Here is a 24,623-nt window from a genome sequence, read left to right as displayed (position 1 = left end):
AATGCAACTTTGATTAAAGGCTATTGAGATTCATGAATTTTATGGTGATTATTGTTTATCTCTCTCATGCTTAGCCGAAGGGTTAATGTAACTAGGATAAATAAAATGACCGGATATTCAGAACAACTCAAATTACAACAGCAAATTGCTAAGCTATATGCCTCTATCACAACTGCATTGGCGCAAAGCTTAAGTTTAACTGAAGTGCAGGCGCCGCTGATGGTTGCTAGTGGCTCTGGCTTGCAAGATAACCTCAGTGGGATTGAGCAGCCGGTGCGGGTCTTTGTGAAAGCGCAGCAGCAAGATTACGAGGTAGTGCACTCCCTAGCGAAATGGAAGCGTAGTGTGTTAGCGCTACTCGAGTGCCCGGTTGGTACCGGTATTCTGACTGATATGAAGGCCTTACGGCCGGACGAAGAGGCGCTGACAGCGCGGCATTCAGTGTTGGTCGAACAATGGGATTGGGAGCAGGTGATCCTGCCACAGCAGCGTTGTGTTGCTTATTTACAGCAGTGTGTGCAACACATCTATCAGGTGTTACGCAAGGCGCATCAGGCGTTTGCACCCAGCCCGATAAGTCTGCCCGAACAGGTCACGTTCATTCATGCAGAGCAGCTCCGCCAAGCCTATCCGCAGTTAACACCGAAGGCCCGCGAGCGAGCTATCACGCAGCAACATCAGGTGGTGTTTATTACGGGAATCGGCACCACTTTAGGTGATGGTAGTCTGCATGATAAGCGTGCACCGGATTACGATGACTGGAGTACGGTCGCTAAAGATAGCCAAGGCTTAGCTGGGCTTAACGGTGATTTATTGGTGTGGCATCCACAGCTAGATGATGCGTTAGAATTATCATCGATGGGAATACGGGTGGATGCTAGCGCGTTGCAGCAGCAGTTAAGCCTGCGCAGTTGTGAAGGCTATGCGCAGCAGGCTTGGCATCAACAACTGTTGCAAGGTGCTTTACCTTTGTCCATTGGCGGCGGTATCGGACGCTCTCGCGTAGCCATGTGGATTTTACAGCAGCATCATATCAGTGCAGTGCAGGCTCCAGCTATTGAACTGCAGGCGTTATGCGGTACCCAGGCTGCATGACAGAAAAGTGTCAGTTATATGACAGCGCTGTAACATAACTGTCATAGAAGCCGTCTATACTATGTCGTAGATAAAAATGGTAGTTAACCTAAATCAACGAGGCAGCAATGGCGGCATCACCACGCGGACAGTTGGGAGCCAGTAATGTGCGTTTATTTAAAGACCGAGCAGCGCGCTGGGGGGTAACCTTTGGTGGCGGCTTGGTGTTAATCGCACTTCTCCTAATTTTCTTTTATCTCTTGTATGTAGTCGAGCCCATTTTTCGTGGGGTTGATATAGAACAACAGCAGTCTTTTGCAATTCCTGGCCAAGGCGAAACCGTGGCGATGGGGATGGAAGAACAATCTGAGATAGGCTATCGCTTTGATAACCTAGGCGGCTTGAGCTTCTTTGCGTTGAAGCAAAAGCCAGGTACTGATTGGCAGCCAGGGCAAGTGCTGTTGCAGCAACAGGTGGCTGAGCAACCCACCGCATTTGCGGCAACACAGCCACAGAATAAGCGCTACGTCTACGCTGTTGCCGATGGCAAGGCTCGCGTCATCGAGCCGAAATTTCGTACCCAATTCAATAATGGCCGTCGCTTAACCACTCCGGTCGTTGATTTTGCCAATGACGGTGAGCTTTATCAGGTAGATCCGCAAGGGCGTCAGCTACAGCAAATTGCCTATGAGTACGACGGCGATTCGTCACTGTTTGCAGCGGTCACCTCGGATAACGTGGTGGTCGTTAATTACTTACAAGCCACCAAGAGCTTCTTGACGGGCGCGGTAGAGTTAAAAGCGAAAGTAAGTGAATTACCAACCACTGGTAACGTAGATAACCTGGTGGTAACGCCCGATTTGCGCCAAGTATTTGTGCGCCAAGGCAACCGTTTTGCGGTTTATGATGTGTCGCGCACCGGGAGCGTGAGTGAGCGTCAAGTACTCAATGTTGATAAACGTCGTTACGGTGCTATCACCAGCATGCAGTTGCTAGCTGGTGCTAGTTCCGTGTTATTTGGCCATGACCAGGGGTTAATTACCCAGTGGTTTGAAGTGGCTGGAGAAAACGGACGTCAGTATCAATACATTCGTGAATTCAAGGCCGGTAATAGTGCCATTACGGGGTTAGTTGCTGAGTACTATCGACGTACGTTCTACGCGCTCAACAGCGACGGGCAAGTTGGCGTCTTCCATACCACCTCGCAAGCGGACCTTTATTTAGCAAAACCAGAACAGTTGCATGCTGAACAGCTGGTGATAGATCCTCGAGCAAACACCTTGCTGATGCAAAGTGGCAACCAACTGCACAGCTTTAAACTCGATAACGAGCACCCCGAGGTGAGTTGGAGCGGAGTCTGGCAAGAGGTGTGGTACGAAGGCTACCCAGAGCCGCAGTATGTGTGGCAATCCACCTCAGGCTCAGATGACTTTGAGCCTAAGTTTAGCTTGGTTCCTATTTCTTTCGGTACCATCAAAGCTGCCGCCTATGCGATGTTATTTGCCGTACCTATTGGTTTAGCTGCCGCCGTCTACACTGCCTATTTCATGTCGCCAGGGGTGCGCAAAGTAGTGAAGCCAACGGTTGAAATCATGGAAGCGTTACCCACGGTTATCTTGGGCTTCTTAGCGGGGTTATGGCTAGCGCCGCTCATTGAGACTTATTTGCCGGGTATTGTGGCGACCCTGATTTTAATTCCTACGTCGATTATTTTAATGGCGTTAATCAGCTCCAACTTACCTAAAGCATGGCGCAGCAAGTTTACCGATGGCAGTGCTGCCTTAGTGCTGATTCCGGTGGTGCTATTAGCTGGTTGGTTATCATTTGAATTATCGCCATGGATAGAGTCCACCTTCTTTGGTGGTAACGTGCGCCAATACATCACCAACGAGTTAGGCATCACGTTCGATCAGCGCAACTCGCTCGTTGTGGGTATCGCCATGGGCTTTGCTGTGATTCCAACGATTTTCTCGATTGCCGAAGATGCGGTGTTCAGTGTTCCTAAGCACCTGTCTAATGGTTCGTTAGCCCTGGGTGCAACCACCTGGCAAACCCTCACCAAAGTCGTGTTGTTAACTGCCAGCCCTGGTATTTTCTCAGCAGTGATGATGGGCTTAGGACGCGCAGTAGGTGAAACCATGATTGTGTTAATGGCAACTGGTAACACGCCCATTATGGATTGGAACATCTTCGAAGGAATGCGCACCTTGTCGGCCAACATTGCGGTAGAAATGCCAGAGTCTGAAGTAGGTAGCTCGCACTATCGCATCTTGTTCTTAGCGGCTTTTGTGTTATTCATTTTCACTTTTGCGTTTAACACGGTGGCAGAGCTCGTGCGCCAGCGGTTACGCGATAAATACAGTTCAATGTAAGTATGAGGATTTCCATGAATACTTGGTTTAAATCAGGAAAACCCTACATTTGGCTCACCGCTGGTGCAGTAAGTGTGAGCTTAATTGCGGTCTTAGGTTTGCTTGCATTGATTGCGTGGCGTGGGCTTAGCTTCTTTTGGCCAGCGGCCATTCATGAAGTAGAAGTGCAAGCCAATGACGGCTCGAAGCGGGTCATCATTGGTGAAATCTACGACCGTGAAGAGGTGAGTCTGGAGCGTTTGCAAGAATCAGGCGTGGCGCTAGATGGCTATCAGGAAGATACGTTAGAGCGATTGCTGTTTAAAGTAGGTAATCGTGAGTTTGTCTCCCTTGATTTTATGTGGGTGATGGAACCTCAAATTATTCGTAACGAGACGCCTAGCGATTTAGCCGTGATTGAGCGTTCAAAAGATGGCAACTTCTATGGTTATGTGGTTGATGTTATTGAAAATGGCCAATCAGTAGCCACAGCTGAATCCATTCGTACGGTATTGTTCGAGCGAATTGAACGAGCGGTTGCGTTAAATGAGCAAGCTGCTGATTTACAGCAAGGCGAGATTGGTGCCATCAACTATGAGTTGAACCGATTACGCCTAGAACGTCGAGCGCTAGAACTCGAAGGCCAGTTAACCGCAGCTGAAGAACAGCGCATAGCAGCAGCCGAAGAAGCCCAGCGAGCGGCGTATCGGGAACTGGAGCAGCAACTCTTTGCTTATCGTGATCAAGCAAGCCGCGATAGCGTAGTGATGCGCGACATGCGCGGTGAAGAAGTGACCATCCCTATGTATCGGGTGCTGGATGCGACTTTCCCCAACGATATGGGATGGTTTGCAAAAGTGGCGCACTTCTTTACTCAGATCGGTAAATTTATTACTGAAGATCCACGTGAAGCCAATACCGAAGGCGGCGTCTTTCCAGCTATTTTTGGTACCGTATTTATGGTGCTATTAATGTCGGTGATTGTGACCCCGTTTGGCGTTATCGCAGCGGTTTATTTGCACGAATACGCGGGCAAAAATGCTATCACACGCTTGATTCGTATCGCTGTGATCAACTTAGCGGGTGTGCCTTCGATTGTGTATGGCGTATTCGGCTTAGGCTTCTTTGTATACATGGTGGGTGGTTCACTAGACCAAATCTTTTATCCAGAGGCCTTGCCTAGCCCCACTTTTGGTACTCCAGGGGTGATGTGGTCTGCTATTACCTTGGCTATTTTGACGCTACCTGTGGTCATCGTTTCTACCGAAGAAGGTTTATCACGCATTCCTAGTACCTTGCGTGAGGGTAGTTTGGCCCTAGGAGCCACCAAGGCAGAGACCTTATGGCGCATCATTTTACCGATGGCATCGCCAGCGATCATGACCGGCTTAATTTTGGCGGTAGCGCGAGCGGCCGGTGAAGTAGCGCCATTGATGTTAGTAGGGGTAGTAAAATCAGCGCCAATGTTGCCCGTTGATGGAAACTTCCCGTATTTTCATTTAGACAGAAAATTTATGCACTTAGGCTTCCACATTTATGATGTTGGCTTCCAAAGTCCAAACGTAGAAGCGGCGCGACCGCTGGTTTATGCAACCTCATTTTTATTGGTGACTGTGATTGTCGGTCTCAATTTGACCGCGATCAGTGTGCGTAACCACTTACGTGAAAAATATCGTTCGCTTGAGCACTAATTAGTGTTTGTAGCCATAAAATTTAAGCGCAGAAGGTTGATATTATGATTTCGGTAACTCCGACCAATACCCAAGCAGGCTCGTTAGATTTAGCTAATTTGAGTGCTGCAGATACTGCTTTAGAAATTCAGAATTTAAATTTGCACTACGGCGAAGCTCAGGCTTTGTATGATATTTCAATGAAGATCCCGAAAAACCGTGTGACTGCTTTTATCGGGCCGTCAGGTTGCGGTAAGTCAACGCTGTTGCGTTGTATCAATCGGATGAACGATCTCGTTGAAATTTGTAAAGTGAGTGGTGAAATTCGCCTCCACGAGCAAAACATCTACGCTAAAAATGTCGATGTTGCAGCTTTGCGCCGCCAAGTTGGCATGGTGTTCCAGCGCCCGAATCCGTTTCCTAAATCTATTTATGAAAACGTGGTTTACGGGATGCGCCTACAAGGGGTGAACGATCGTCGCCGTTTAGATGAAGTGGTAGAGCGTTCGCTAAAAGGTGCAGCACTCTGGGATGAAGTGAAAGATCGCTTAAACGAATCAGCGTTTGGCTTATCAGGCGGTCAGCAACAACGTTTAGTGATTGCTCGCGCGATTGCCATAGAGCCAGAAGTGTTGTTGTTGGACGAGCCAACCTCAGCCCTAGATCCTATTTCTACGCTCACGATAGAAGAGCTTATTACCGAGCTCAAAGAGCAGTTTACTGTGGTGATCGTTACTCACAACATGCAACAAGCGGCACGGGTGTCTGATCAAACTGCCTTTATGTACATGGGTAAGTTAATTGAATATGCTGATACCAACACCTTGTTCACGACCCCACAAAAAAAACAAACGGAAGATTACATCACTGGACGTTACGGTTAATTAGGAGCAGCCCATGGATAAAGTAAATATGAGCCGGCATATTTCCGGCAAATTTAATGAAGAATTAGAAGCTGTTCGTAACCAAGTATTGAGTATGGGTGGGCTGGTTGAGCAGCAACTGCGCGACTCATTGATTGCCATAGAAAAATCAGATCATGATATGGCTCAGCAAATTTTGCAGCGCGACTATAAAATCAACGCACTCGAAGTGCAGATTGATGAAGCCTGCGTACAAATTATTGCAAAACGCCAGCCAGCAGCGAGTGATTTAAGATTAATCATCGCAATTTTTAAAACCATTTCAGATCTTGAGCGAATTGGTGACGAAGCAGAGCGCATTGCGCGTGTGGCACTAGAAAGCTTTAACAATGACCAGCAGCAATTTTTGGTGAGTTTGGAAAATCTTGGCCAGCAAGTATTGTCCATGTTGCATGGCGTGCTTGATGCCTTTGCGCGGATGGATCTAGACTCGGCCTACGAGGTTCACCAAATGGATGCCCAAGCCGACCGTCAATACGAGGCTCTTACGCGGCAGTTGATGACCTATATGATGGAAGATCCGCGCGGTATTCCTAAGGTCATGAATGTCCTTTGGTCAGCCCGTTCACTCGAGCGTATCGGTGATCGCTGTCAGAATATTGCGGAGTACATTATTTTCTTCGTGAAAGGAAAAGACGTGCGCCATGTGTCACCCGAGTCGATGGAACAAACGGTTAAAGGAACACGTTAACTCGTTTCTTAAAGACACAAAAAAGCCGGTGGCAGTGATGCGACCGGCTTTTTTATTGAATAAAGCTTGTTAGTAAAGAACTCGTGCCTTAATGGTGCCATCAATACTGCGGATCGCAGCGAGGAGGTCGTCGGCGATACTGCTCTTAGGCGGCGTTTCTATGTCAATGACTACGTAACCTACCTCACTGTCGGTTTGTAAGTATTGACCCGCCACGTTGATATTGTTGTCCGCCAAAATTTGGTTGATGCGGGTTAGCATACCTGGGCGGTTGTGGTGAATATGCAACAAGCGGCGCGCTTTATCATGAGTTGGTAAAGCAACCTCAGGAAAATTAACCGCAGACAACGTAGAGCCATTATCTGAGTAGCGGACTAGCTTTCCGGCAACTTCAATACCGATATTCTCTTGTGCTTCTTGGGTTGAGCCACCAATGTGCGGGGTTAAAATACAATTGTCTAAGCCACGCAAGGGCGACTCAAACATTTCGTCATTGCCTTTGGGCTCCACCGGGAAAACGTCAATCGCAGCACCTGCGAGGTGACCGGATTTGAGTGCATCAGCCAAGGCGTTGATTTTCACAACCGTGCCTCTGGACGCATTAATTAACACCGCGCCAGGTTTCATCTGCGCTAATTGCTCAGGACCGATCATCCATTGTGTTTGCGGTGTTTCGGGTACGTGTAGGGTTACTACATCAGCTTGCGCTAACAGCTCGGATAAACTGGCTAGCTGCAGGGCATTACCTAAGGATAATTTGGTTTCGATATCGTAATAACGTACTTGCATGCCCAATTGCTCGGCCAGCACACTTAATTGGCTGCCAATATGACCGTAGCCTATGATACCAAGAACTTTACCGCGTGCTTCAAACGAGCCTTTGGCGGCTTTATCCCAGCCACCACGATGGGCCGCTGCATTTTTCTCAGGAATACGGCGTAACAGCATGATCATTTCTGCTAGCACTAATTCGGCAACACTACGAGTATTAGAGAAGGGCGCGTTAAAGACCACCACCCCATGCTGGCGCGCAGCAGCTAAATCAACTTGATTGGTGCCAATACAAAAACAACCGACAGCTACCAGTTTTTCTGCTGCTGCGAAGACTTTAGCGGTGAGCTGGGTGCGCGAACGAATCCCAATAAAATGGGCCTCTTGGCATGCTTCAATTAGTTCAGCTTCAGCCAGTGACGTTGGCAGCGCGCGAATATTGGTGTAACCATGTTGCTGTAACACTTTGATGGCGCTGTCGTGCACGCCTTCAAGCAATAAGATATTGATCCTATCTTTCGCCAATGACACCTGTGGACTCGCTAAATGAGACATTGTTACTCCAGAATTTGTAAACCGTCGCTACCGGCGATAATGGCAATGTTAGCGCCACGCTTAGCAAATAGGCCGTTGCTAACAACGCCTACGATATTATTCAATTGTAGCTCTAGTTGAACAGGGTCTAGGATATCAAAGTTGTGAATATCCAGAATGATGTTGCCGTTGTCAGTGACAAACCCTTGACGCCAGACGGGGTCACCACCTAGTTTCACGATTTCACGTGCGACATATGAGCGCGCCATGGGAATCACTTCAACGGGTACCGGGAACTGGCCAAGTCGGCCTACTAACTTGGATTGGTCGGCAATACACACAAACTGTTGGGCAACTGCGGCAATGATTTTTTCGCGGGTAAGAGCGCCACCGCCCCCTTTAACCATGCGTAAGTGCTGGTCAAGTTCGTCGGCACCATCAACATAAACGGGTAAATCTACACAGTTATTGAGTTCAATCACCTCAATGCCGTGAGCTTTTAAGCGTGCTGTTGAGGCTTCAGAACTAGATACCGCAGCTTCAATATCTTGTTTGATGGTAGCGAGAGCATCAATAAAATAATTAACCGTAGAGCCGGTGCCAACACCAACCACAGTATTGGGTTGAATGTACTTAAGTGCGGCTTCGGCGGCTTGCTTTTTGAGGGCTTCTTGAGCGGTAGACATGGTAGATTCCATAGTGAGTTAGCTATGGCTTTTCAGTATACAGTTTTACCGCAAAAAGTCCCAAACTTTTGCTGCAGTGATCACCTTATTTAAGGGGATATCCCAAGGGTTCACCGGCAGCTTCGGGGTTTGCTGGCAGGTCAGCGCTAGCCCAATCACTTGCAAGTGCGGGTATGCTCCGCGATGCCAAGCTGCAAGGGTACGATCGTAAAAGCCACCGCCCATGCCTAAGCGATTGCCTTGGTGGTCAAATCCCACCAGTGGCACCAGCAAAATATCTAAGTAAGCAAGTGGGGTGATATCTGCTACCTGCAACGCGGGTTCGGGAATGTGGTATTTATTGGGAACCCATAAGGTCTTCGGATGCACTTGTAAAAACAATAAATGACCGGTGTTGACTGGATGCAACACGGGCACCGAGAGTTGGTGTCCCATGCTTATCAAGCGTTGGTTCAGTTGAGGGGTCGGCAACTCCGCTTTAACACTGATGTAACTACCGATACGCTTGGTTTTTTGCAGCTCTGGTAGCGCCAGTAAGTGCTCGCATACTGCAGCAGCTTCTGCAGCTCGATCGGGAGCAGAGATAGCTGCACGTTTAGCCAGAAGTTGTTGACGTAATTGCTGTTGTTGCACGGCACTGATATCCTTGGCTTAATAACTAGAGCTCAATAACTAGCCAACCCATAACTAGCCAATCCATAACATAACAAAAAGAGTTATATCATGAAGCCTGTTCTGTTCGCCACGTTACTTACTTGTTTCTTGTTGGGAGCTACCGCAGCTCCTGCCCAAGCTGATTCAGCGAAAGCACCATCGCGCGCAGAGCAGGGCGAGGGGCCATTTCAGCGCTTAATTTTACGCGGAGTGACGCTCGTTAACGGTGAAGGCGCTCCGGCCCAAGGCCCAGTTGATATCGTGGTGGAGCAGGACCGCATCGTGCGTATTGTGAGTGTTGGTCATCCTGGCGTTCCGATAAAAGCACAGGGCCGACCGCAAGCACAACCGGGTGACCGTGAACTGGATTTAACCGGCAAATATGTTTTACCAGGCTTTATTGATATGCACGGGCACATTGGTGGCTCTGCTGACGGCATACCCGCGGAATATGTGTTGAAGCTGTGGTTGGCTCATGGCATTACGACGGTGCGTGAGCCGGGCAGCTTTAATGGTCTAGCCTGGACTAAATGGCACCAACAGCAAAGCCAGAGCAACCAAATCGTCGCACCGCGGATCATTCCATTTGTTGGTTTTGGCATGGGAGCCGAAGAGCCCATCTTTACTGCAGAACAAGCACGTACTTGGGTGCGTCAAATCAAACAACAAGGTGCCGCAGGCATTAAGTTTTTTGGCGCCACGCCCAAGGTAATGGCGGCTGCACTGGATGAAGCTAAACAGCAACAGCTGGGTTCGATGATGCACCATGCGCAACTGAATGTGGTGCGCACCAACGTGGTGGACTCGGCGCGTTTGGGTTTAGGAAGTATGGAACACTGGTATGGCTTGCCAGAAGCGCTCTTTAGCGGGCAGACCATTCAGGATTACCCAGCAGATTACAATTACAACGATGAGCAAGATCGGTTTCGGGCCGCGGGACGGTTATGGCAGCAAGCCGCGCAGCCTGGTTCAGAGCGTTGGAACCAAGTGCGCGACGAATTGATAGCCCTAGACTTTACTATCAATCCTACCTTAACCATCTATGAGGCTAGCCGTGATCTGATGCGTGAGCGTCAAGCTATCTGGCATGAGGAATACACCTTGCCGCAATTGTGGGACTTCTTTACCCCAAGCCGTTATGCCCATGGCTCTTATTGGTTTGATTGGACCACTGATGATGAAGTGGCATGGCGCCAAAATTACCAGTTGTGGATGACTTTTCTCAATGACTTTAAAAACCATGGCGGTCGTATCACCACGGGTTCCGATGCGGGCTATATTTATAAAATTTACGGGTTCGGGTTTATCCGCGAATTAGAATTACTGCGAGAAGCCGGCTTTAACGCATTAGAAGTGATTCAGGCTGCAACCTTAAATGGTGCACAAGAGCTGGGTTTAGATGACGATATTGGCAGCATCGTGGTTGGCAAAAAGGCCGACATGATCGTTGTGGATGAAAATCCATTAGCTAACTTTAAAGTGTTATACGGTACTGGGCACTATAAGTTAGACGACAATAATCAGCCGATGCGTACTAAGGGGATTCGCTATACCATCAAAGACGGCATCGTCTACGATGTCCAAGAGCTGCTCACCGACGTTCGCCGTATTGTGCAAGAGCATAAACGCACGAACAGCATCGCGGATGAATAACGAAGCGTACGAATAACGAACTATCTTTGAGAAGGGTGACTACCCAAAATGCCGCTGCGTGCCTTGGCCCTTGAACCCACTGGTTCAAGGCGGGGCGCAATTGAATCGACCGCAGGCTTCTCGATACGAGTCGAGCTTGCACAATAGCCGCTCAGTGAGCCCCTATACTACTAGCATCGGCTCAGGGACATCGGCGTGCTGGCGAACATTCCAGGTAGTCATTGTCTTGCATGCTTAACTGCACTCATCGAGTCAGCGAAGCGAACTTGGGTATTCTAACGTTTTGGGCCTTGCTCTGTCATGACCTGTTCTAAGGTTTCTTGCAGTAATTTTAGCTTTTCTTCCAAATCTTCGACCTGTTTGCGCAATTGTTGTTCAACTTGTGCGCCTTCGTGCACAAGATTGAGCGCAGCCATCACGGCAATTTGCTCCGCATGGGTTAAGCGCTTGTTGCTACGAATTTGCTCAAGTTTGTGGTTGAGTTTGTCGGCGGCGCGCTGTAACGCAACTTCTTGCCCAACTGGACAATTAATTTTGTAGTTGCGATCCATAAGTTTTATTTCCATTGCACGCTGGCTCATGCCTCTTCCTCATTTTTAATGCTACTGCGTTAGAGTGATTATGGCATGCCGACCGGGGTTTTGTCAGCTAGCCTGAAAGGGCCTGTGGTGATAGGATGGCAGCATAAATCATGATAGAGATGACGCTATGACAGATCAAAGCAGTGGTGCCAATAATCCATTCGCCTACGAAACTTTAACAGAATATTTTGAAAGCCAAGGTTTGCTCTCTAATGCCGCCGAAATTCATGGCATTTTAACCGGTATGATCGCTGGCGGGGCCAGTATTGAAGGGCAAGACTGGTTGTTGTTACTCAGCGACTTGGTTAACGAAGGGCAATCCTTTAACCCGCAGTTACGTGAACGCTGTACCGAGCTGGCACACTCCATCTGCGCCAGCTTGCGCGACCCCGATTTAGGTTTTCACCTGTTGTTACCAAGTGATAACGAATCTTTATACGAACGCTTAACTGGTCTAATTAACTGGGTGCAATCGTATTTAGTAGGGTTTGGTATTAATCAAACCAACCTGGCTGGCTTATCGGAAGACTTGCGTGAAGCCATTGAAGATATGGTTGAAATTGCCAAGTTAGATTTTGAAATTGAAGATGAAGAAGAAGCAGAGCGAGCTTACTTTGAAATCGTTGAGTATTTACGAGTATCAGCCATGTTGTGCTTTGGTGAATTAGGCCAGGCAAGCGGGGGCGCTTGTAAAACCAACAAAACGCTCCACTAAAATAGCGTTCACCTCAGTTCGTTTTACCTCATTCAAGTATTGAGAGCGAAAACCTTATATGCAGCAGTCTATTAGTTTGGCGGAATATCAGCAACGTCGGCAGCGAATTTTAGATCATGTCAGCAGCCATGCAGACCATGGGGTAGCAGTGATTGCTGCCGCTAGCCTACAAACACGCAGCCGTGATACCGAATATCCATTTCGGCAAAATAGTGATTTCTTTTATCTCACGGGGTTTAACGAGCCCGACGCCTTATTGATTCTAGCGCCGGGTAGAGCGCAACAAGTGATTCTGTGTTGCCAACCTAGCGATCCGGCAGCCGAAGTATGGCACGGTCGTCGCTTAGGTATTGATCGAGCAGTTGCCCACCTTGGGGTTGATGTGGCGCACAGTATCGAAGATGCTGAAGAAGTATTATTAGATGTGCTTAATCAAGCCGATGTGGTGTTTTCCAGCCATGAAGATAGCAGCTTGTTAGAGCAGCTACATGATGTTGCCAGTGCTCTGCGCCAAGCGCCAAAACAAGGCTATGTTGCGCCCTCTAGCTGGCAAGACTTGAGTCCATTCATGGCCGATATGCGTATCATTAAAAGTGCCGCAGAGCTCGATTTAATGCGTGCCGCAGCAGCCATTAGCGTAGCTGCCCATAAGCGCGCGATGCGTTTTACTAAACCGGGCTGCTATGAGTTTCAGGTAGCGGCAGAGTTGCACCATGAATTTGCGCGCCAAGGCGCTCACCACCCAGCTTACGGCAGTATTTGTGGGGGTGGCGCCAATGCCTGTATTTTGCACTACACCGATAACGCCGATGAGTTACATGATGGTGATTTAATCTTGATCGATGCTGGTGCCGAATATCAAGGTTATGCGGGCGATATTACCCGTACCTTCCCAGTAAACGGCCGCTTTAGCGAAGCCCAAGCTGCGCTCTATAACGTGGTGTTAAAAGCGCAGTTAGCAGCCTTAGCAGCGGTAACCCCAGGGTCATCGATGCCGCAGGCAACCCAAGCCATGGCACTGGCGCTCACGGAAGGCTTGGTCGAGCTCGGCCTATTAGCGGGCACGCCAGCGCAGCTAGTCGCTGAGGGCGCTTATAAAGCCTTTATGATTCATGGTCTGGGCCATTGGCTGGGTTTAGATGTGCATGATGTGGGCACCTATTCAGCTGCCGGTAAGAACCGTCCGTTTGAGCCGGGTATGGTATTGACCATAGAGCCTGGGGTGTATATTCCGCACGGCATGGCTGGGGTAGATAAAAAATGGCATGGTTTAGGCATTCGGATTGAAGACGATGTGATTGTAACCGCCACCGGGCACGAAAATATGACTGCAGCGGCACCTAAAACCGTCGCTGAAATAGAAACTTGGATGCAAGGGTAACAGCAATGGCAGCAGCGCCACGACCAGCTGACACACTAAAACCTATAGTGATTGCCGGCGGCGGCCTCGTTGGGGCGTTAACGGCTTTATTAGTAGCACGGCAGCGGCCGGATTGGATCGTAACAGTGCTTGAGCCACAGGCCAGTGGGCCGGCGCAAGATAAACGTACCATAGCGCTGGCGGCCGCTACCATTGACGTATTACAACAACTGCAAGTGTGGCCAGAAGTAGCGTCTGCCGCCTGCGCAATTGAGCATATTCATGTGAGTGATCGAGGTCATCTGGGCATGACACAACTGCATGCTGAGCAACAAGGCGTGCCTGCGCTTGGCTATGTCATCGCGGCGGCACAACTCAACCAAGCGCTTTATCTGGCTTGCCTAGCGCAACCTAATATTGAATGGCGAGCTGGCGCTTGGTTTAGTCATTCACAACCAGAACAAGATAGTATTGCAGTGCACTACCATGTTGCAGATCAGTCGCATGTTTGCCATGCACAGTTGTTAGTAGGTGCAGATGGCTCACGCTCACAAGTGCGCAGCGCGGCTGGTATTCAGATGCAGCAAACGGATTATCAGCAGGTGGGCATTATTGCCATGCTTGAACTGTCTGAGCCGATGCAAGGCTGGGCTTATGAGCGCTTTACTGATACTGGGCCACTGGCGTTGTTACCGGTTAGTGACCAAGTCGCTTCGTTAGTTTGGAGTCTGCGTCCAGCAGAAGCCGAACAGATGATGGCTGCTAGCGACCATGAATTTATGGCCAAGTGCCAACAAGCCTTTGGCTATCGCGCGGGGCGGCTGCGTAAAGTCTGGGACAGAGTGCAGTACCCATTGCAATTGCATTTAGCCGAACAACATATTGCTCAGCGTTTGGTGTTAATAGGTAACGCCTCGCATACCTTGCATCCGATTGCCGGGCAGGGATTTAACTTGGGTGTGCGCGATGCAATTAGCTTAAGCCAACAGCTAGCGACGGCAGCCGATGCCGGGCAGTATCGTGTGTTGGCAAGTTACCAGCGTGAGCGCCAGAGCGACTATAAAGCCATTATTGGCTTAACTGATAGCTTGGTTCGAGGCTTTTCTAATCAACTGTTGCCACTGGTGATTGGGCGCAACATCGCCTTAAGTGCCTTGGCGTGGTTGTTGCCACTGAAGCAGCAATTTGCCCGTAAAACCATGGGTTATAGAAATTAACGAGAAGATAGGATAACCATGCAGCCATTTACCTTTATTGTCGCTGGGGCCGGTATGATCGGGCTGGCTACGGCCATTGGCCTGCAACAAGCTGGGCATCGGGTTATTGTGATTGAACGCGGTGAGCGGCCCGAGTACGGCAGCGCGCCAGAACTGCGGGTAAGTGCGCTAGCCCACAGTAGTAGGCACTTACTTGAGCGGTTAGGCAGTTGGCAGCGGATGCCAGCGTCACGCCTTGGCCCTTACACCGGGATGCGGGTGTGGGACTATGATAGTTTTGGCCGAATCGAGTTTGATGCCAGCGAACTAGCGCTGGTCGACATCGGCGCCATTGTTGAAAACAAAGTGCTTGAACAAGTGCTGTGGGACCAAGCTGTGGCGGCAGGGGTGTCGATTATGGCGACCACCGAGTTAGTGCAACAACAGGTTGATGATCAGCGAGTACAGGTAACCCTAGCCAATGGGCAAACATTAACTGGCGATTATCTGATCGCAGCCGATGGTGCTCGTTCTACCGTGCGTGCACAAGCAAACTTGCCGCTTACTTTTTGGGACTATCAACAACAGGCCCAAGTAGCGGTGCTTACTACCGAGTTACCGCATCAAGGCATTGCACGCCAAGTGTTTTTGCCGACCGGGCCATTAGCCTTGTTGCCTTTAGCGGATGCCCATCAAGTATCGATCGTGTGGTCGGCGGATACCGAACGAGCGCAGCAACTGAGTACCCTTAGCGACAGTGATTTTATTCGGCAGTTACAAGTAGCCAGCGATAATTGCTTGGGGTTGTTGCAGCTGCAATCGGCGCGAGCTACTTTTCCGCTGCGTATGCAGTACTGCCAACGTTGGGTGCAGCAGCGTCTGCTGGTGCTAGGTGATGCTGCCCATAGTATTCACCCCTTGGCCGGTCAAGGAGCTAACTTGGGCTTTGCTGATGTGGCTGACTTATTGGCTATTTTTGCGCACCCAGAGCTTCAGGTCGCAACCCTGCCAAAACAATTACGCCAATGGGAGCGGCAGCGTAAGGCCGCAGCGGTAACCATGATTGGAGCAATGGAAAGCTTTAAACGTGGGTTTGCCGGCAGTGCGCCTTGGGCCAAGTTAGGGCGCGGCTTAGCGTTGCAGCTCGCGCATCGAGTGACGCCGTTAAAGCAACAACTGATGCGCGCAGCTCTGGGCGCATAAGCCTATATACGTTCTTGAATAAACTGAGCCAATTGAGTGGCGGCCGGGTTATCACTATCGGCCTGCCACATCACGACGCTCACATTACCCAGCTCAGGCAAAGCATGTGATCCCACATGGCGGACGTGAATGAGATTGTCGGGCAACGTACTTTGCGCTAAGACCGTAATCCCCAAACCACTATCGATGGCCGCAGTCAGCCCAGAAAAATCCGCATTGGTGTAGCTAATACGCAAAGGGATGGTGTGCTGGCGCAGTACTTGTAAGGCGCGACGCCGATAAATACAGCCTTCTGGCGCGACCACCAGCGGCACTGCTTCGGCGGCGCTATCGGTTACCGCCGCTAATTGGTTGCTGGCAATACTACTCACCCACACCAGTGAATCTTGCTTGAGCAGCACTAAACCAGCACGGGTAAGTCGCTTATCAGGTTCCTTGAGGGCAATCACTAGATCAAACTGCTGCTGTTCTTGGGCGAGTAATTCTTTGCTTAGCGCAGAGGTCACCGACAAGGTTACGTGGGGGTAAGATTGTGCAAATTGTCCTAATACCTGAGGCAATAACTTACTGGCAAACTCACTGGGAATACCAAGCCGTACCACGCCGGTCAGCGATGGCTCAGCGATTTTAGCAAAGATTTGGTCGTTAATATTAAGCAGATGTTTAGCTTGGTCCCAGAGCTCACGACCGGCTTCGGTAAGATGAATGCGACCACCGCTGCGCTGCAATAGCTGGCTTCCAAGCAACTCTTCTAGTCGTTGCAATTGCAAACTAATGGCGGGCTGCGAGCGACTGAGCTGTTGCGCAGCGGCAGTGTAGCTTTGCAACTCGTACACGCTGATAAAGGCGCGCAGAGCTTCTAACGATAAATGTTGCATGATGATCAGCTCGGCTGGTTGATGCGTATTAATAAATAATATTAATAGCTAGTTTAACCATATTAATATTTTAAATAAATGTATAAGTAATATTCATTTGTTGCCTTGCCCTTAGGGTCTTATAATTAGGGCCACAAATTTTAAGAAGTAACTAACCCAACAGGATACTTTGGTCATGGCTCAACGCACTCCTTTGTACGACGCACATGTGAAAGCAAATGCGAAAATGGTGGATTTTCACGGCTGGGATATGCCGCTTAACTACGGCTCGCAGATAGAAGAACACCACGCTGTACGTAATGACTCTGGCGTTTTTGATGTATCGCACATGACGATTGTGGATGTTGCCGGTACCGAAGCAAAAGCTTTCTTACAGTACTTACTAGCCAACGATGTCGCTAAGCTAACCGTCTCAGGTAAAGCTTTATACAGCGGCATGTTAAACCAAGCTGGTGGCGTGATTGACGACCTGATTGTGTATTACTTTACCGATGAGTCTTACCGTTTGGTGGTTAACTCTGCCACGCGTGAGCAAGACATGGCTTGGATTAACGCGGTAGCTGCAGACTTTCAAGTAACTATTACTGAACGTCCGGAGTTGGCCATGCTTGCGCTGCAAGGTCCAAAGGCGGAAGAAAAGCTAAAATTGGTGATGGGGGCTGACAAATTTACAGGTGTAGCCAGCATGAAGCCCTTCATGTCGTTGCAAGTAGGCGATTATTTTATTGCAACTACGGGCTATACCGGCGAAAAAGGCTACGAAATTGCCTTACCAGCTGAGCAGGTGGTCGCACTTTGGGATGCGCTACTGAATGTTGGGGTACAGCCTTGTGGTTTAGGTGCTCGTGATACCTTGCGTTTAGAAGCCGGCATGAACTTATACGGCCAAGATATGGATGAAACCGTGACTCCGCTTGAATCCAATATGGGCTGGAGTGTGGCTTTTGAGCCAGCTGAACGCGATTTTATTGGTCGAGCAGCACTTATTGAACAAAAAGCACAAGGCCACGCCAAATTGGTGGGCTTAGTGATGAAAGAGAAAGGCGTTCTGCGGCATGGCCAAAAAGTGATTGTAGGTGATAGCGAAGGCGTGATCACGTCAGGTACCTTCTCACCTACCTTAGGTTTCTCCATTGCGTTGGCGCGAGTGCCAGCAACCGTGGGCGCTACCGCCGAAGTGGAAATTCGCAAAAAATTAGTTACAGTAAGCGTGGTTAAACCAAGCTTTGTTCGTAACGGTCAATCCGTACTTTAGTCAGTTTTACAGAATCATCGAGGACACAATAATGAGCAATATCCCAAAGGAATTAAAATACGCATCAACGCACGAGTGGGTTCGTAACGAAGGCGATGGTATTTTCACGGTTGGCATTTCTGAGCACGCACAAGATTTGCTAGGCGACATGGTGTTTGTAGAACTACCTGAAGTTGGCGCCACTGTTGCAGCAGGCGATGATGTTGCCGTAGCTGAATCAGTAAAAGCGGCCTCAGATATCTATGCACCTATTGCTGGTGAAATTGTGGCGGTAAACGAAGAGCTAGAAGACGCTCCAGAAACTGTTAACAATGACCCGTACGGTGACGGCTGGTTATTCAAAATTAAAGCTGACGATGCCAGCGAAGTTGAAAGCTTGCTAGATGCAGAAGGTTATCAAGCAGTTATCGATGAAGAATAAGAAGAGATAAAATGCTCAAGCCCCGGTTGTTCGCACCGGGGTTTTGCGTTTCTTATCTCTGTAGTAACGCGCAATTTACCTGTAATCGCGTAATTAACCCGTAATTAAACCCGTAACTAGGGGATTTGAAGTAAATGACTACGACCACGCTGAAGCAGTTAGAAAATCATGGTGAATTTATTGCCCGCCACATTGGCCCTAGCGCTGATGAAACTCAGGCTATGTTGGCTGAGTTAGGGGTGAGCTCATTGGCTGAATTAACCACAGACACAGTACCTGGTGCGATTCGACGCGAGCCGTTTTTGTCGATTGGTGAGCCCATGACAGAACGCGATGCGTTGGCCAAATTGAAAGCCATCGCCAGCAAAAACAAGGTCTTTAAGTCATTTATCGGTATGGGTTATTACGATACTCTAGTTCCGAACGTGATTTTGCGTAACGTGCTAGAAAATCCAGGTTGGTATACCGCTTATACTCCGTATCAGCCAGAAATCGCGCAAGGCCGCTTAGAAGCTATTCTTAACTTCCAACAAATGACCATCGATTTAACGGGCCTAGAACTAGCTAGTGCGTCTTTGTTAGATGAAGCGACTGCAGCTGCAGAAGCTATGGCGATGGCTAAGCGTGTCAGCAAAAGCAAATCAAATGCATTCTACGTAGCAGATAACGTCTACCCGCAAACCATCGATGTCGTCAAAACACGAGCAGAAATGTTTGGCTTTGATGTGATTGTTGGGCCAGCTCGTGAAGCCGATAACCACGATGTGTTTGGTGCTTTGTTACAGTACCCTGATCGCAACGGCGAAATTCATAACATCGAAAAACTAATTGCTGACATTCAAGCCAACAAAGGTGTGGTTTCAGTTGCCGCCGACATCATGAGCTTAGTGTTGCTGAAATCACCTGGTGAGATGGGTGCAGACATGGTGTTAGGCTCAGCCCAGCGCTTTGGTGTACCTATGGGTTACGGTGGCCCACACGCCGCATTTTTTGCAACCCGTGACAAATACAAACGGTCGTTGCCAGGTCGTATTATTGGCGTCTCAAAAGACAGCCGCGATAACCAAGCGTTACGCATGGCGATGCAAACGCGCGAGCAGCATATTCGCCGCGAAAAAGCCAACTCAAACATCTGTACTGCACAGGTATTGTTAGCCAACATGGCTTCGTTTTATGCCGTGTACCATGGTCCACAAGGCTTGAAAACTATTGCCGCGCGCATTAATCGGTTAACCGATATCGTGGCTCTTGGCTTACAAGAAAAAGGCGTGAAACTGGTCAATAGCCACTGGTTTGATACCTTAACCTTCAAACTAGAAGGCGACGTGAGTGGCGTGATGGCACGTGCTGAGCAAGCCCAAATAAACCTACGTATTGATGGTAATGGCCAATTTGGGGTAAGCCTTGATGAAGCTAAATCACGTCACGATGTTGATGTGCTGTTTATGGTGCTCTTTGGTGCCGACCACGGCCTAGAAATCGAAGTGTTAGACTCACGAGTTGCTGCTGGTGAAGTCGAGTCTATCCCAGCTGCACTGCGCCGTGAAAGTGAGATTTTAACTCACCCAGTATTTAACAGTTATCATTCTGAAACTGAAATGCTGCGTTATATCAAGCAGTTAGAAAACAAAGATTTGTCATTAAACCACAGCATGATCTCGTTAGGCTCGTGCACCATGAAGCTGAACGCCACCGCAGAGATGATTCCAGTCACTTGGCCAGAGTTTGGTCAGCTGCACCCGTTCTGCCCAGTAGAGCAAGCACAAGGTTACGCTGAATTACTAAGCACCTTATCAGGCTGGTTAGTGGACATTACCGGTTATGATGTGATGTCAATGCAGCCTAACTCAGGCGCACAAGGCGAATACGCCGGCTTGTTAGCGATTCAAAAATATCACCACAGCCGTGGCGACGTGCACCGTAACATTTGCTTAATCCCTAGCTCAGCGCATGGTACTAACCCAGCCTCAGCACAGATGATGAGCATGCAAGTGGTGGTGGTAGATTGCGACAAGAACGGTAACGTAGATATTAACGACCTGAAAGCTAAAGCAGCTGAAGCCGGTGATAACCTATCTTGCATCATGATCACCTACCCATCTACCCATGGTGTGTATGAAGAAGGTATCAAAGATATTTGTGAAATCGTGCACGCTCACGGTGGTCAAGTGTACCTAGACGGTGCCAACATGAACGCCCAAGTAGGGGTAACCTCACCAGGCTACATCGGTGCCGACGTATCGCACCTGAACCTGCACAAAACCTTCTGTATTCCACACGGTGGTGGTGGTCCTGGTATGGGCCCGATTGGTGTTAAAAAGCACTTAGCACCTTTCTTGCCTAACCACAGCGTGATTAAAATAGACGATACCGCAGCCGATAACGGTGCCGTATCTGCTGCGCCTTATGGTAGCGCCAGCATTTTACCTATCTCATGGATGTACATTGTGATGATGGGCTCGCGCGGCCTGCGTGAAGCCACCGAAGTAGCCATCTTAAATGCCAACTACATGGCTAAGCAGTTGAGCAAGCACTACCCCATCTTGTACAAAGGCCGCAACGACCGTGTTGCGCACGAGTGCATCATTGATTTGCGCCCACTCAAAGATAGCTGTGGCATTACCGAAATGGACGTAGCAAAACGCTTGCAAGACTACGGCTTCCACAGCCCAACCATGAGCTTCCCAGTAGCCGGAACCTTAATGGTTGAGCCAACGGAATCTGAATCTAAGGCAGAGCTAGACCGCTTTATTGAAGCCATGATCAGCATTCGTGAAGAAGCCAAGCGTGTAGAAAATGGTGAGTGGCCAGCAGATAACAACCCGTTGCATAACGCACCTCATACGCTAGCTGACATCGTTGACGCGAACTGGGACCGTCCATACAGTCGCGAGCAAGCCGCTTACCCAGTAAGCGCGGTGAAGGTAAACAAGTTCTGGCCAAGCGTGAACCGTATCGATGACGTATACGGCGACCGCAACTTGATGTGTAGCTGCCCGGCGGTGGATAGCTATCGGTAGGTTAGTTTTTGATTTATTTAAAAAGGCGAGCTTCGGCTCGCCTTTTTTGTGGCCAATAAAGTCGTATTTTTTAAAATGTCACTTTCCGTGGTGGATTGTTGAATCCTTAGATCAACAAGCAGCCCGTATCGGCGTCACGTTGTCTTCACTGCATTCCCTTCAAAAAAGCGACCACGCTGCGGCCAAGCGAGCTGTGTTCATAACCACCTTCAAGCATGGCCACGATGCGGCCCTCGCAATGGTGTTCGGCGAGTTTTTTAAGCTCGGCGGCCATCCAGTGGTAATCGATTTCCGTGAGCTTAAATTGTGCCATGTCGTCTTCTAAGTGCCCATCAAATCCCGCTGAAACTAAGATCAGTTGGGGGGCGAAAGCATCAATGGCTGGTAACCAGCGATCACGCACGGCGGCCTGCCATGTGGGGCCATCACAGCCCGCTGGTAGTGGAATGTTGATCACTTCGTGGCTGATGGTTTGGGTACCAGTGTTGGGGAAGAGCGGATGTTGAAAAGAGCTGCAAAATAGCACGCGCTCGTCATTCAAAAAGATGTCTTCGGTACCATTGCCGTGGTGCACATCAAAATCCACAATAGCCACGCGTTCTAAGCCGTATTGCTGCATGGCGTATGCGGCGGCAACAGCGATGTTGTTGAAAATACAAAAGCCCATTGCGGCGTCCCAACTGGCATGATGGCCTGGGGGGCGAATGGCACAAAAGGTGCGTCTATTGTCGGCGGTCATCACCTCGTCTACAGCACAAATGCCGCTGCCGGCTGCGTACAGGGCAGCGCGTAAGGTACCGGCTGTCATCATGGTGTCGGGATCTAACCAAATGTGTTCACCGGGCTCGGTTGGAGCGCGCTCAAATACGTCATTAATGTAATTGGCTGAATGCACGCGATAGAGGTCTTCCTTGGTGGCTGGTTTGGCGTCTTTTTGAGTGAGCGCAAATTCCATCCCCGACCGAATGATCTGATCGTTAATGGCGGCAATTCTGGCTGGCTCTTCTGGGTGCACTTCAGAAACCCGATGCAGACTGCAATAATTGTGGCTAAAAACCGTGATCGACATACTAAGCACTACCTAAATCTAGTTGTAAATAGACTTCACCTGGTTCTTCGGAGGGCTTGCGCACAAACCCTGCTTTTTCAAACACGGCTAACATTTTGCCATTTTCGGCTCGTACGTAAGCTAACATGCGCTCGAGCCCGCGTTGTTTGGCTATGTACTTCATTTCACTTAATAATCTGCTGGCCATGCCCTTACCGTGTTGATTCTCACGGGTTACAAAGGCCACTTCGCAGCTTTTTTCATCGTGCAGTAAATAGTATCTGCCAACCGCCTGAATTTGTGCCATTGAGCCTTTTTGTCTGACGATACAAAGAGCTAAATCGCGAGATTGGTCGACGCTCACCAAGGTACAAGATTTTTCTCGGCTCATTTGCGTGGGCACCGTGTTGTAGCGCATCTGCAAGGTTTCTTTGGTATGCGAATAAAAGAACTCTTGTAAGCGGCGTTCATCACTGGGGTTGAGTGGTCGTAAATCAAAAAACTCGCCATTAATGGCAATTTCTTTAAAGCCTACGGCACCTAATTCAGGTACTTCTACCGAGTGCAGCACCTGGTAATGAGGCACCCAGTAGTGTTTACGAATGTCTTCTAATAGTTGTTGGCGGAACTTCGGATGCGCCACGCGGATGAGTTCTAGGGCGCGTTCGCGAATACTCTTACCGCGCAGTGAGGCTACGCCAAATTCGGTGACCACATAGTGTACATGAGCACGTGAGGTGGCCACGCCGGCACCTTGCGAAATATGCGGTACAATGCGCGACACGGTGCCGTTCTTAGCGGTTGAGGGTAGGGCAATGATGGGTTTACCGCCGGCACTCATGGTAGCGCCGCGGGTAAAATCAACATGTCCGCCAATGCCGCTATAAAAATGATGGCCAATTGAGTCTGAAACCACTTGCCCGGTGAGGTCCACCTCGATGGCGCTATTGATGGCCACCATTTTATCGTTGCGGGCAATATTGGCGGGCGAGTTCACGTACTCAGATGGATAGAATCCGATATGTGGGTTGTTATTCACAAAATCGTACAGTTGTTTACTACCAATGCAGAAACTAGTCACGGCTTTATGTTGGTGATAGGTTTTCTTGCGATTGTTGATCACGCCACTTAGCATCAACTCCATAATACCGTCAGTAATAAGCTCGCTATGCACGCCAAGGTCTTTGTGATTCACCAGATACCGTAAAACGGCATCGCAGATTTTGCCAAAGCCAATTTGTAAGGTGGCGCCATCTTCTACCAGTAAGGATACGTACTGGCCAATCCTCTCGGTTACAGCATCTAAAGCGGGCGCTTTGATTTCAGGTAAATCTTGCTCGGCCTCAAAAAAGGCATCAATTTGCCCTTTGTGAATAAAAGCTTGGCCAAAAGTGACGGGCATTTTGGGGTTCACTTGGGCAATAACTTTTTTGGCTGATTTTAAAGCGGAAGAAACAATGTCTACGGATACCCCAAGGCTATGATAGCCGTACTGATCCGGTGGGCTGACCATAATTAAGGCGGCATCGAGCGGTAAAATATCATCACTAAAGAGTGACGGGATATCCGACATAAAGGCTGGCGTATAGTCGGCACGGCCTTCGGCTACTGCTTGACGAACTTTTTCACCACCGATGAACAGGGTATTTACCTTAAAGGTTTGCGAGAACTCAGGATTCACCCAATGGTTATCGCCGAGTGCGTAAATCTGTACGATTTCGATATCATGCAGATGTTGGCTTTGGTCGGCGAGGTGGTGCATCAAAGCATGTGGCACGGCAGCATGGGTACCAATAAAAATGCGGTCGCCTGATTTGAGCAACTGGTTCCATTTCACGGGTTTACCATCAACCAACAGGTGTCGATTGAGTGGCGGGGTAACGTTGGTATCGATAGTGTCCATCTGCGACTCCTTCTGCAGCTATGCTGGCAAAGTAAC

General features: G+C 49.2%; 20 protein-coding genes and 1 other RNA gene. 13 read left to right on the top strand and 8 right to left on the bottom strand.

All coding sequences use genetic code 11. The features are described 5' to 3' along the window. Positions 1 to 105 precede the first annotated feature (105 nt). From asnA to phoU, 5 genes are all read left to right on the top strand, one after another. Entirely contained in the window at positions 106 to 1,095 is a 990-nt protein-coding gene (gene asnA, locus NOG12_RS09075) for an aspartate--ammonia ligase (protein ID WP_313933056.1), read from the top strand. A 107-nt stretch (positions 1,096 to 1,202) separates the two neighbouring features. Beyond that, complete coding sequence (locus tag NOG12_RS09070) at positions 1,203 to 3,446, top strand: ABC transporter permease subunit (RefSeq protein ID WP_313933055.1); 2,244 nt, start codon at positions 1,203 to 1,205, stop codon at positions 3,444 to 3,446. A gap of 14 nt (positions 3,447 to 3,460) precedes the next feature. Continuing rightward, entirely contained in the window at positions 3,461 to 5,116 is a 1,656-nt protein-coding gene (gene pstA, locus NOG12_RS09065; RefSeq protein ID WP_313933054.1) for a phosphate ABC transporter permease PstA, read from the top strand. A 44-nt stretch (positions 5,117 to 5,160) separates the two neighbouring features. Next, a complete protein-coding gene (gene pstB, locus NOG12_RS09060; RefSeq protein ID WP_153826171.1) occupies positions 5,161 to 5,979 on the top strand; it encodes a phosphate ABC transporter ATP-binding protein PstB in 819 nt (272 codons plus the stop codon). Positions 5,980 to 5,992: 13 nt separating this feature from the next. After that, positions 5,993 to 6,709 carry a phosphate signaling complex protein PhoU gene (gene phoU / locus NOG12_RS09055; protein WP_110076117.1) on the top strand — a complete coding sequence of 239 codons (717 nt, stop codon included), beginning with the start codon at positions 5,993 to 5,995 and terminating at the stop codon, positions 6,707 to 6,709. 69 nt (positions 6,710 to 6,778) lie between these two features. Here phoU and serA read toward each other — a convergent pair whose 3' ends face one another. From serA to NOG12_RS09040, 3 genes are read right to left on the bottom strand one after another with little or no spacing between them, the layout of a single operon-like run. After that, entirely contained in the window at positions 6,779 to 8,035 is a 1,257-nt protein-coding gene (serA, locus tag NOG12_RS09050; protein ID WP_110076118.1) for a phosphoglycerate dehydrogenase, read from the bottom strand. A 2-nt stretch (positions 8,036 to 8,037) separates the two neighbouring features. After that, positions 8,038 to 8,700, bottom strand: coding sequence for a ribose-5-phosphate isomerase RpiA (gene rpiA / locus NOG12_RS09045; protein WP_153826170.1), 663 nt, complete (start codon positions 8,698 to 8,700; stop codon positions 8,038 to 8,040). Between the two features lie 45 nt (positions 8,701 to 8,745). Continuing rightward, on the bottom strand, positions 8,746 to 9,333 hold the full coding sequence (locus NOG12_RS09040; protein ID WP_313933053.1) for a 5-formyltetrahydrofolate cyclo-ligase: 588 nt from the start codon (positions 9,331 to 9,333) through the stop codon (positions 8,746 to 8,748). A gap of 90 nt (positions 9,334 to 9,423) precedes the next feature. On the opposite strand from NOG12_RS09040, the gene NOG12_RS09035 reads away from it, so the two are divergent. Next, positions 9,424 to 11,007, top strand: a complete 1,584-nt coding sequence (locus NOG12_RS09035) for an amidohydrolase family protein (protein ID WP_313933052.1) — start codon at positions 9,424 to 9,426, stop codon at positions 11,005 to 11,007. Between the two features lie 36 nt (positions 11,008 to 11,043). On the opposite strand, the gene ssrS is transcribed toward NOG12_RS09035, so the two are convergent. Then, positions 11,044 to 11,227: non-coding RNA, 6S RNA (gene ssrS / locus NOG12_RS09030), on the bottom strand. Between the two features lie 55 nt (positions 11,228 to 11,282). Beyond that, entirely contained in the window at positions 11,283 to 11,588 is a 306-nt protein-coding gene (locus NOG12_RS09025) for a cell division protein ZapA (RefSeq protein WP_153826167.1), read from the bottom strand. 127 nt (positions 11,589 to 11,715) lie between these two features. Between NOG12_RS09025 and NOG12_RS09020 the strand changes: the two genes are divergently transcribed. The 4 genes from NOG12_RS09020 to NOG12_RS09005 are packed head-to-tail and all read left to right on the top strand — an operon-like array spanning position 11,716 to position 16,062. Continuing rightward, positions 11,716 to 12,303, top strand: coding sequence for a UPF0149 family protein (locus NOG12_RS09020; RefSeq protein ID WP_110076123.1), 588 nt, complete (start codon positions 11,716 to 11,718; stop codon positions 12,301 to 12,303). A gap of 58 nt (positions 12,304 to 12,361) precedes the next feature. Then, the gene (pepP, locus tag NOG12_RS09015; RefSeq protein ID WP_313933051.1) at positions 12,362 to 13,684 is read left to right on the top strand and encodes a Xaa-Pro aminopeptidase; all 1,323 of its coding nucleotides are present in this window, start codon (positions 12,362 to 12,364) and stop codon (positions 13,682 to 13,684) included. Between the two features lie 5 nt (positions 13,685 to 13,689). Then, positions 13,690 to 14,880, top strand: a complete 1,191-nt coding sequence (gene ubiH / locus NOG12_RS09010; protein ID WP_313933050.1) for a 2-octaprenyl-6-methoxyphenyl hydroxylase — start codon at positions 13,690 to 13,692, stop codon at positions 14,878 to 14,880. 18 nt (positions 14,881 to 14,898) lie between these two features. After that, the gene (locus NOG12_RS09005) at positions 14,899 to 16,062 is read left to right on the top strand and encodes an FAD-dependent oxidoreductase (protein WP_313933049.1); all 1,164 of its coding nucleotides are present in this window, start codon (positions 14,899 to 14,901) and stop codon (positions 16,060 to 16,062) included. Positions 16,063 to 16,064: 2 nt separating this feature from the next. Here NOG12_RS09005 and NOG12_RS09000 read toward each other — a convergent pair whose 3' ends face one another. Then, positions 16,065 to 16,940 carry a LysR substrate-binding domain-containing protein gene (locus NOG12_RS09000; protein ID WP_110076127.1) on the bottom strand — a complete coding sequence of 292 codons (876 nt, stop codon included), beginning with the start codon at positions 16,938 to 16,940 and terminating at the stop codon, positions 16,065 to 16,067. 175 nt (positions 16,941 to 17,115) lie between these two features. On the opposite strand from NOG12_RS09000, the gene gcvT reads away from it, so the two are divergent. From gcvT to gcvP, 3 genes are all read left to right on the top strand, one after another. Then, positions 17,116 to 18,195, top strand: a complete 1,080-nt coding sequence (gene gcvT / locus NOG12_RS08995; protein ID WP_313933048.1) for a glycine cleavage system aminomethyltransferase GcvT — start codon at positions 17,116 to 17,118, stop codon at positions 18,193 to 18,195. A 31-nt stretch (positions 18,196 to 18,226) separates the two neighbouring features. Further along, complete coding sequence (gcvH, locus tag NOG12_RS08990) at positions 18,227 to 18,616, top strand: glycine cleavage system protein GcvH (protein ID WP_110076129.1); 390 nt, start codon at positions 18,227 to 18,229, stop codon at positions 18,614 to 18,616. A 134-nt stretch (positions 18,617 to 18,750) separates the two neighbouring features. Then, the gene (gene gcvP / locus NOG12_RS08985; RefSeq protein WP_313933047.1) at positions 18,751 to 21,636 is read left to right on the top strand and encodes an aminomethyl-transferring glycine dehydrogenase; all 2,886 of its coding nucleotides are present in this window, start codon (positions 18,751 to 18,753) and stop codon (positions 21,634 to 21,636) included. A 145-nt stretch (positions 21,637 to 21,781) separates the two neighbouring features. On the opposite strand, the gene NOG12_RS08980 is transcribed toward gcvP, so the two are convergent. Continuing rightward, entirely contained in the window at positions 21,782 to 22,705 is a 924-nt protein-coding gene (locus NOG12_RS08980) for a histone deacetylase family protein (protein WP_313933046.1), read from the bottom strand. A 1-nt stretch (position 22,706) separates the two neighbouring features. Further along, positions 22,707 to 24,587 carry a GNAT family N-acetyltransferase gene (locus tag NOG12_RS08975; RefSeq protein WP_313933045.1) on the bottom strand — a complete coding sequence of 627 codons (1,881 nt, stop codon included), beginning with the start codon at positions 24,585 to 24,587 and terminating at the stop codon, positions 22,707 to 22,709. Positions 24,588 to 24,623: the final 36 nt, after the last annotated feature.

Source organism: Pseudidiomarina fusca (assembly GCF_032227045.1).
GTDB classification, from domain to species: domain Bacteria; phylum Pseudomonadota; class Gammaproteobacteria; order Enterobacterales; family Alteromonadaceae; genus Pseudidiomarina; species Pseudidiomarina fusca.
Note: the sequence above shows the minus strand (reverse complement) of the source record. Positions and strands in the feature narration are given on the sequence as shown.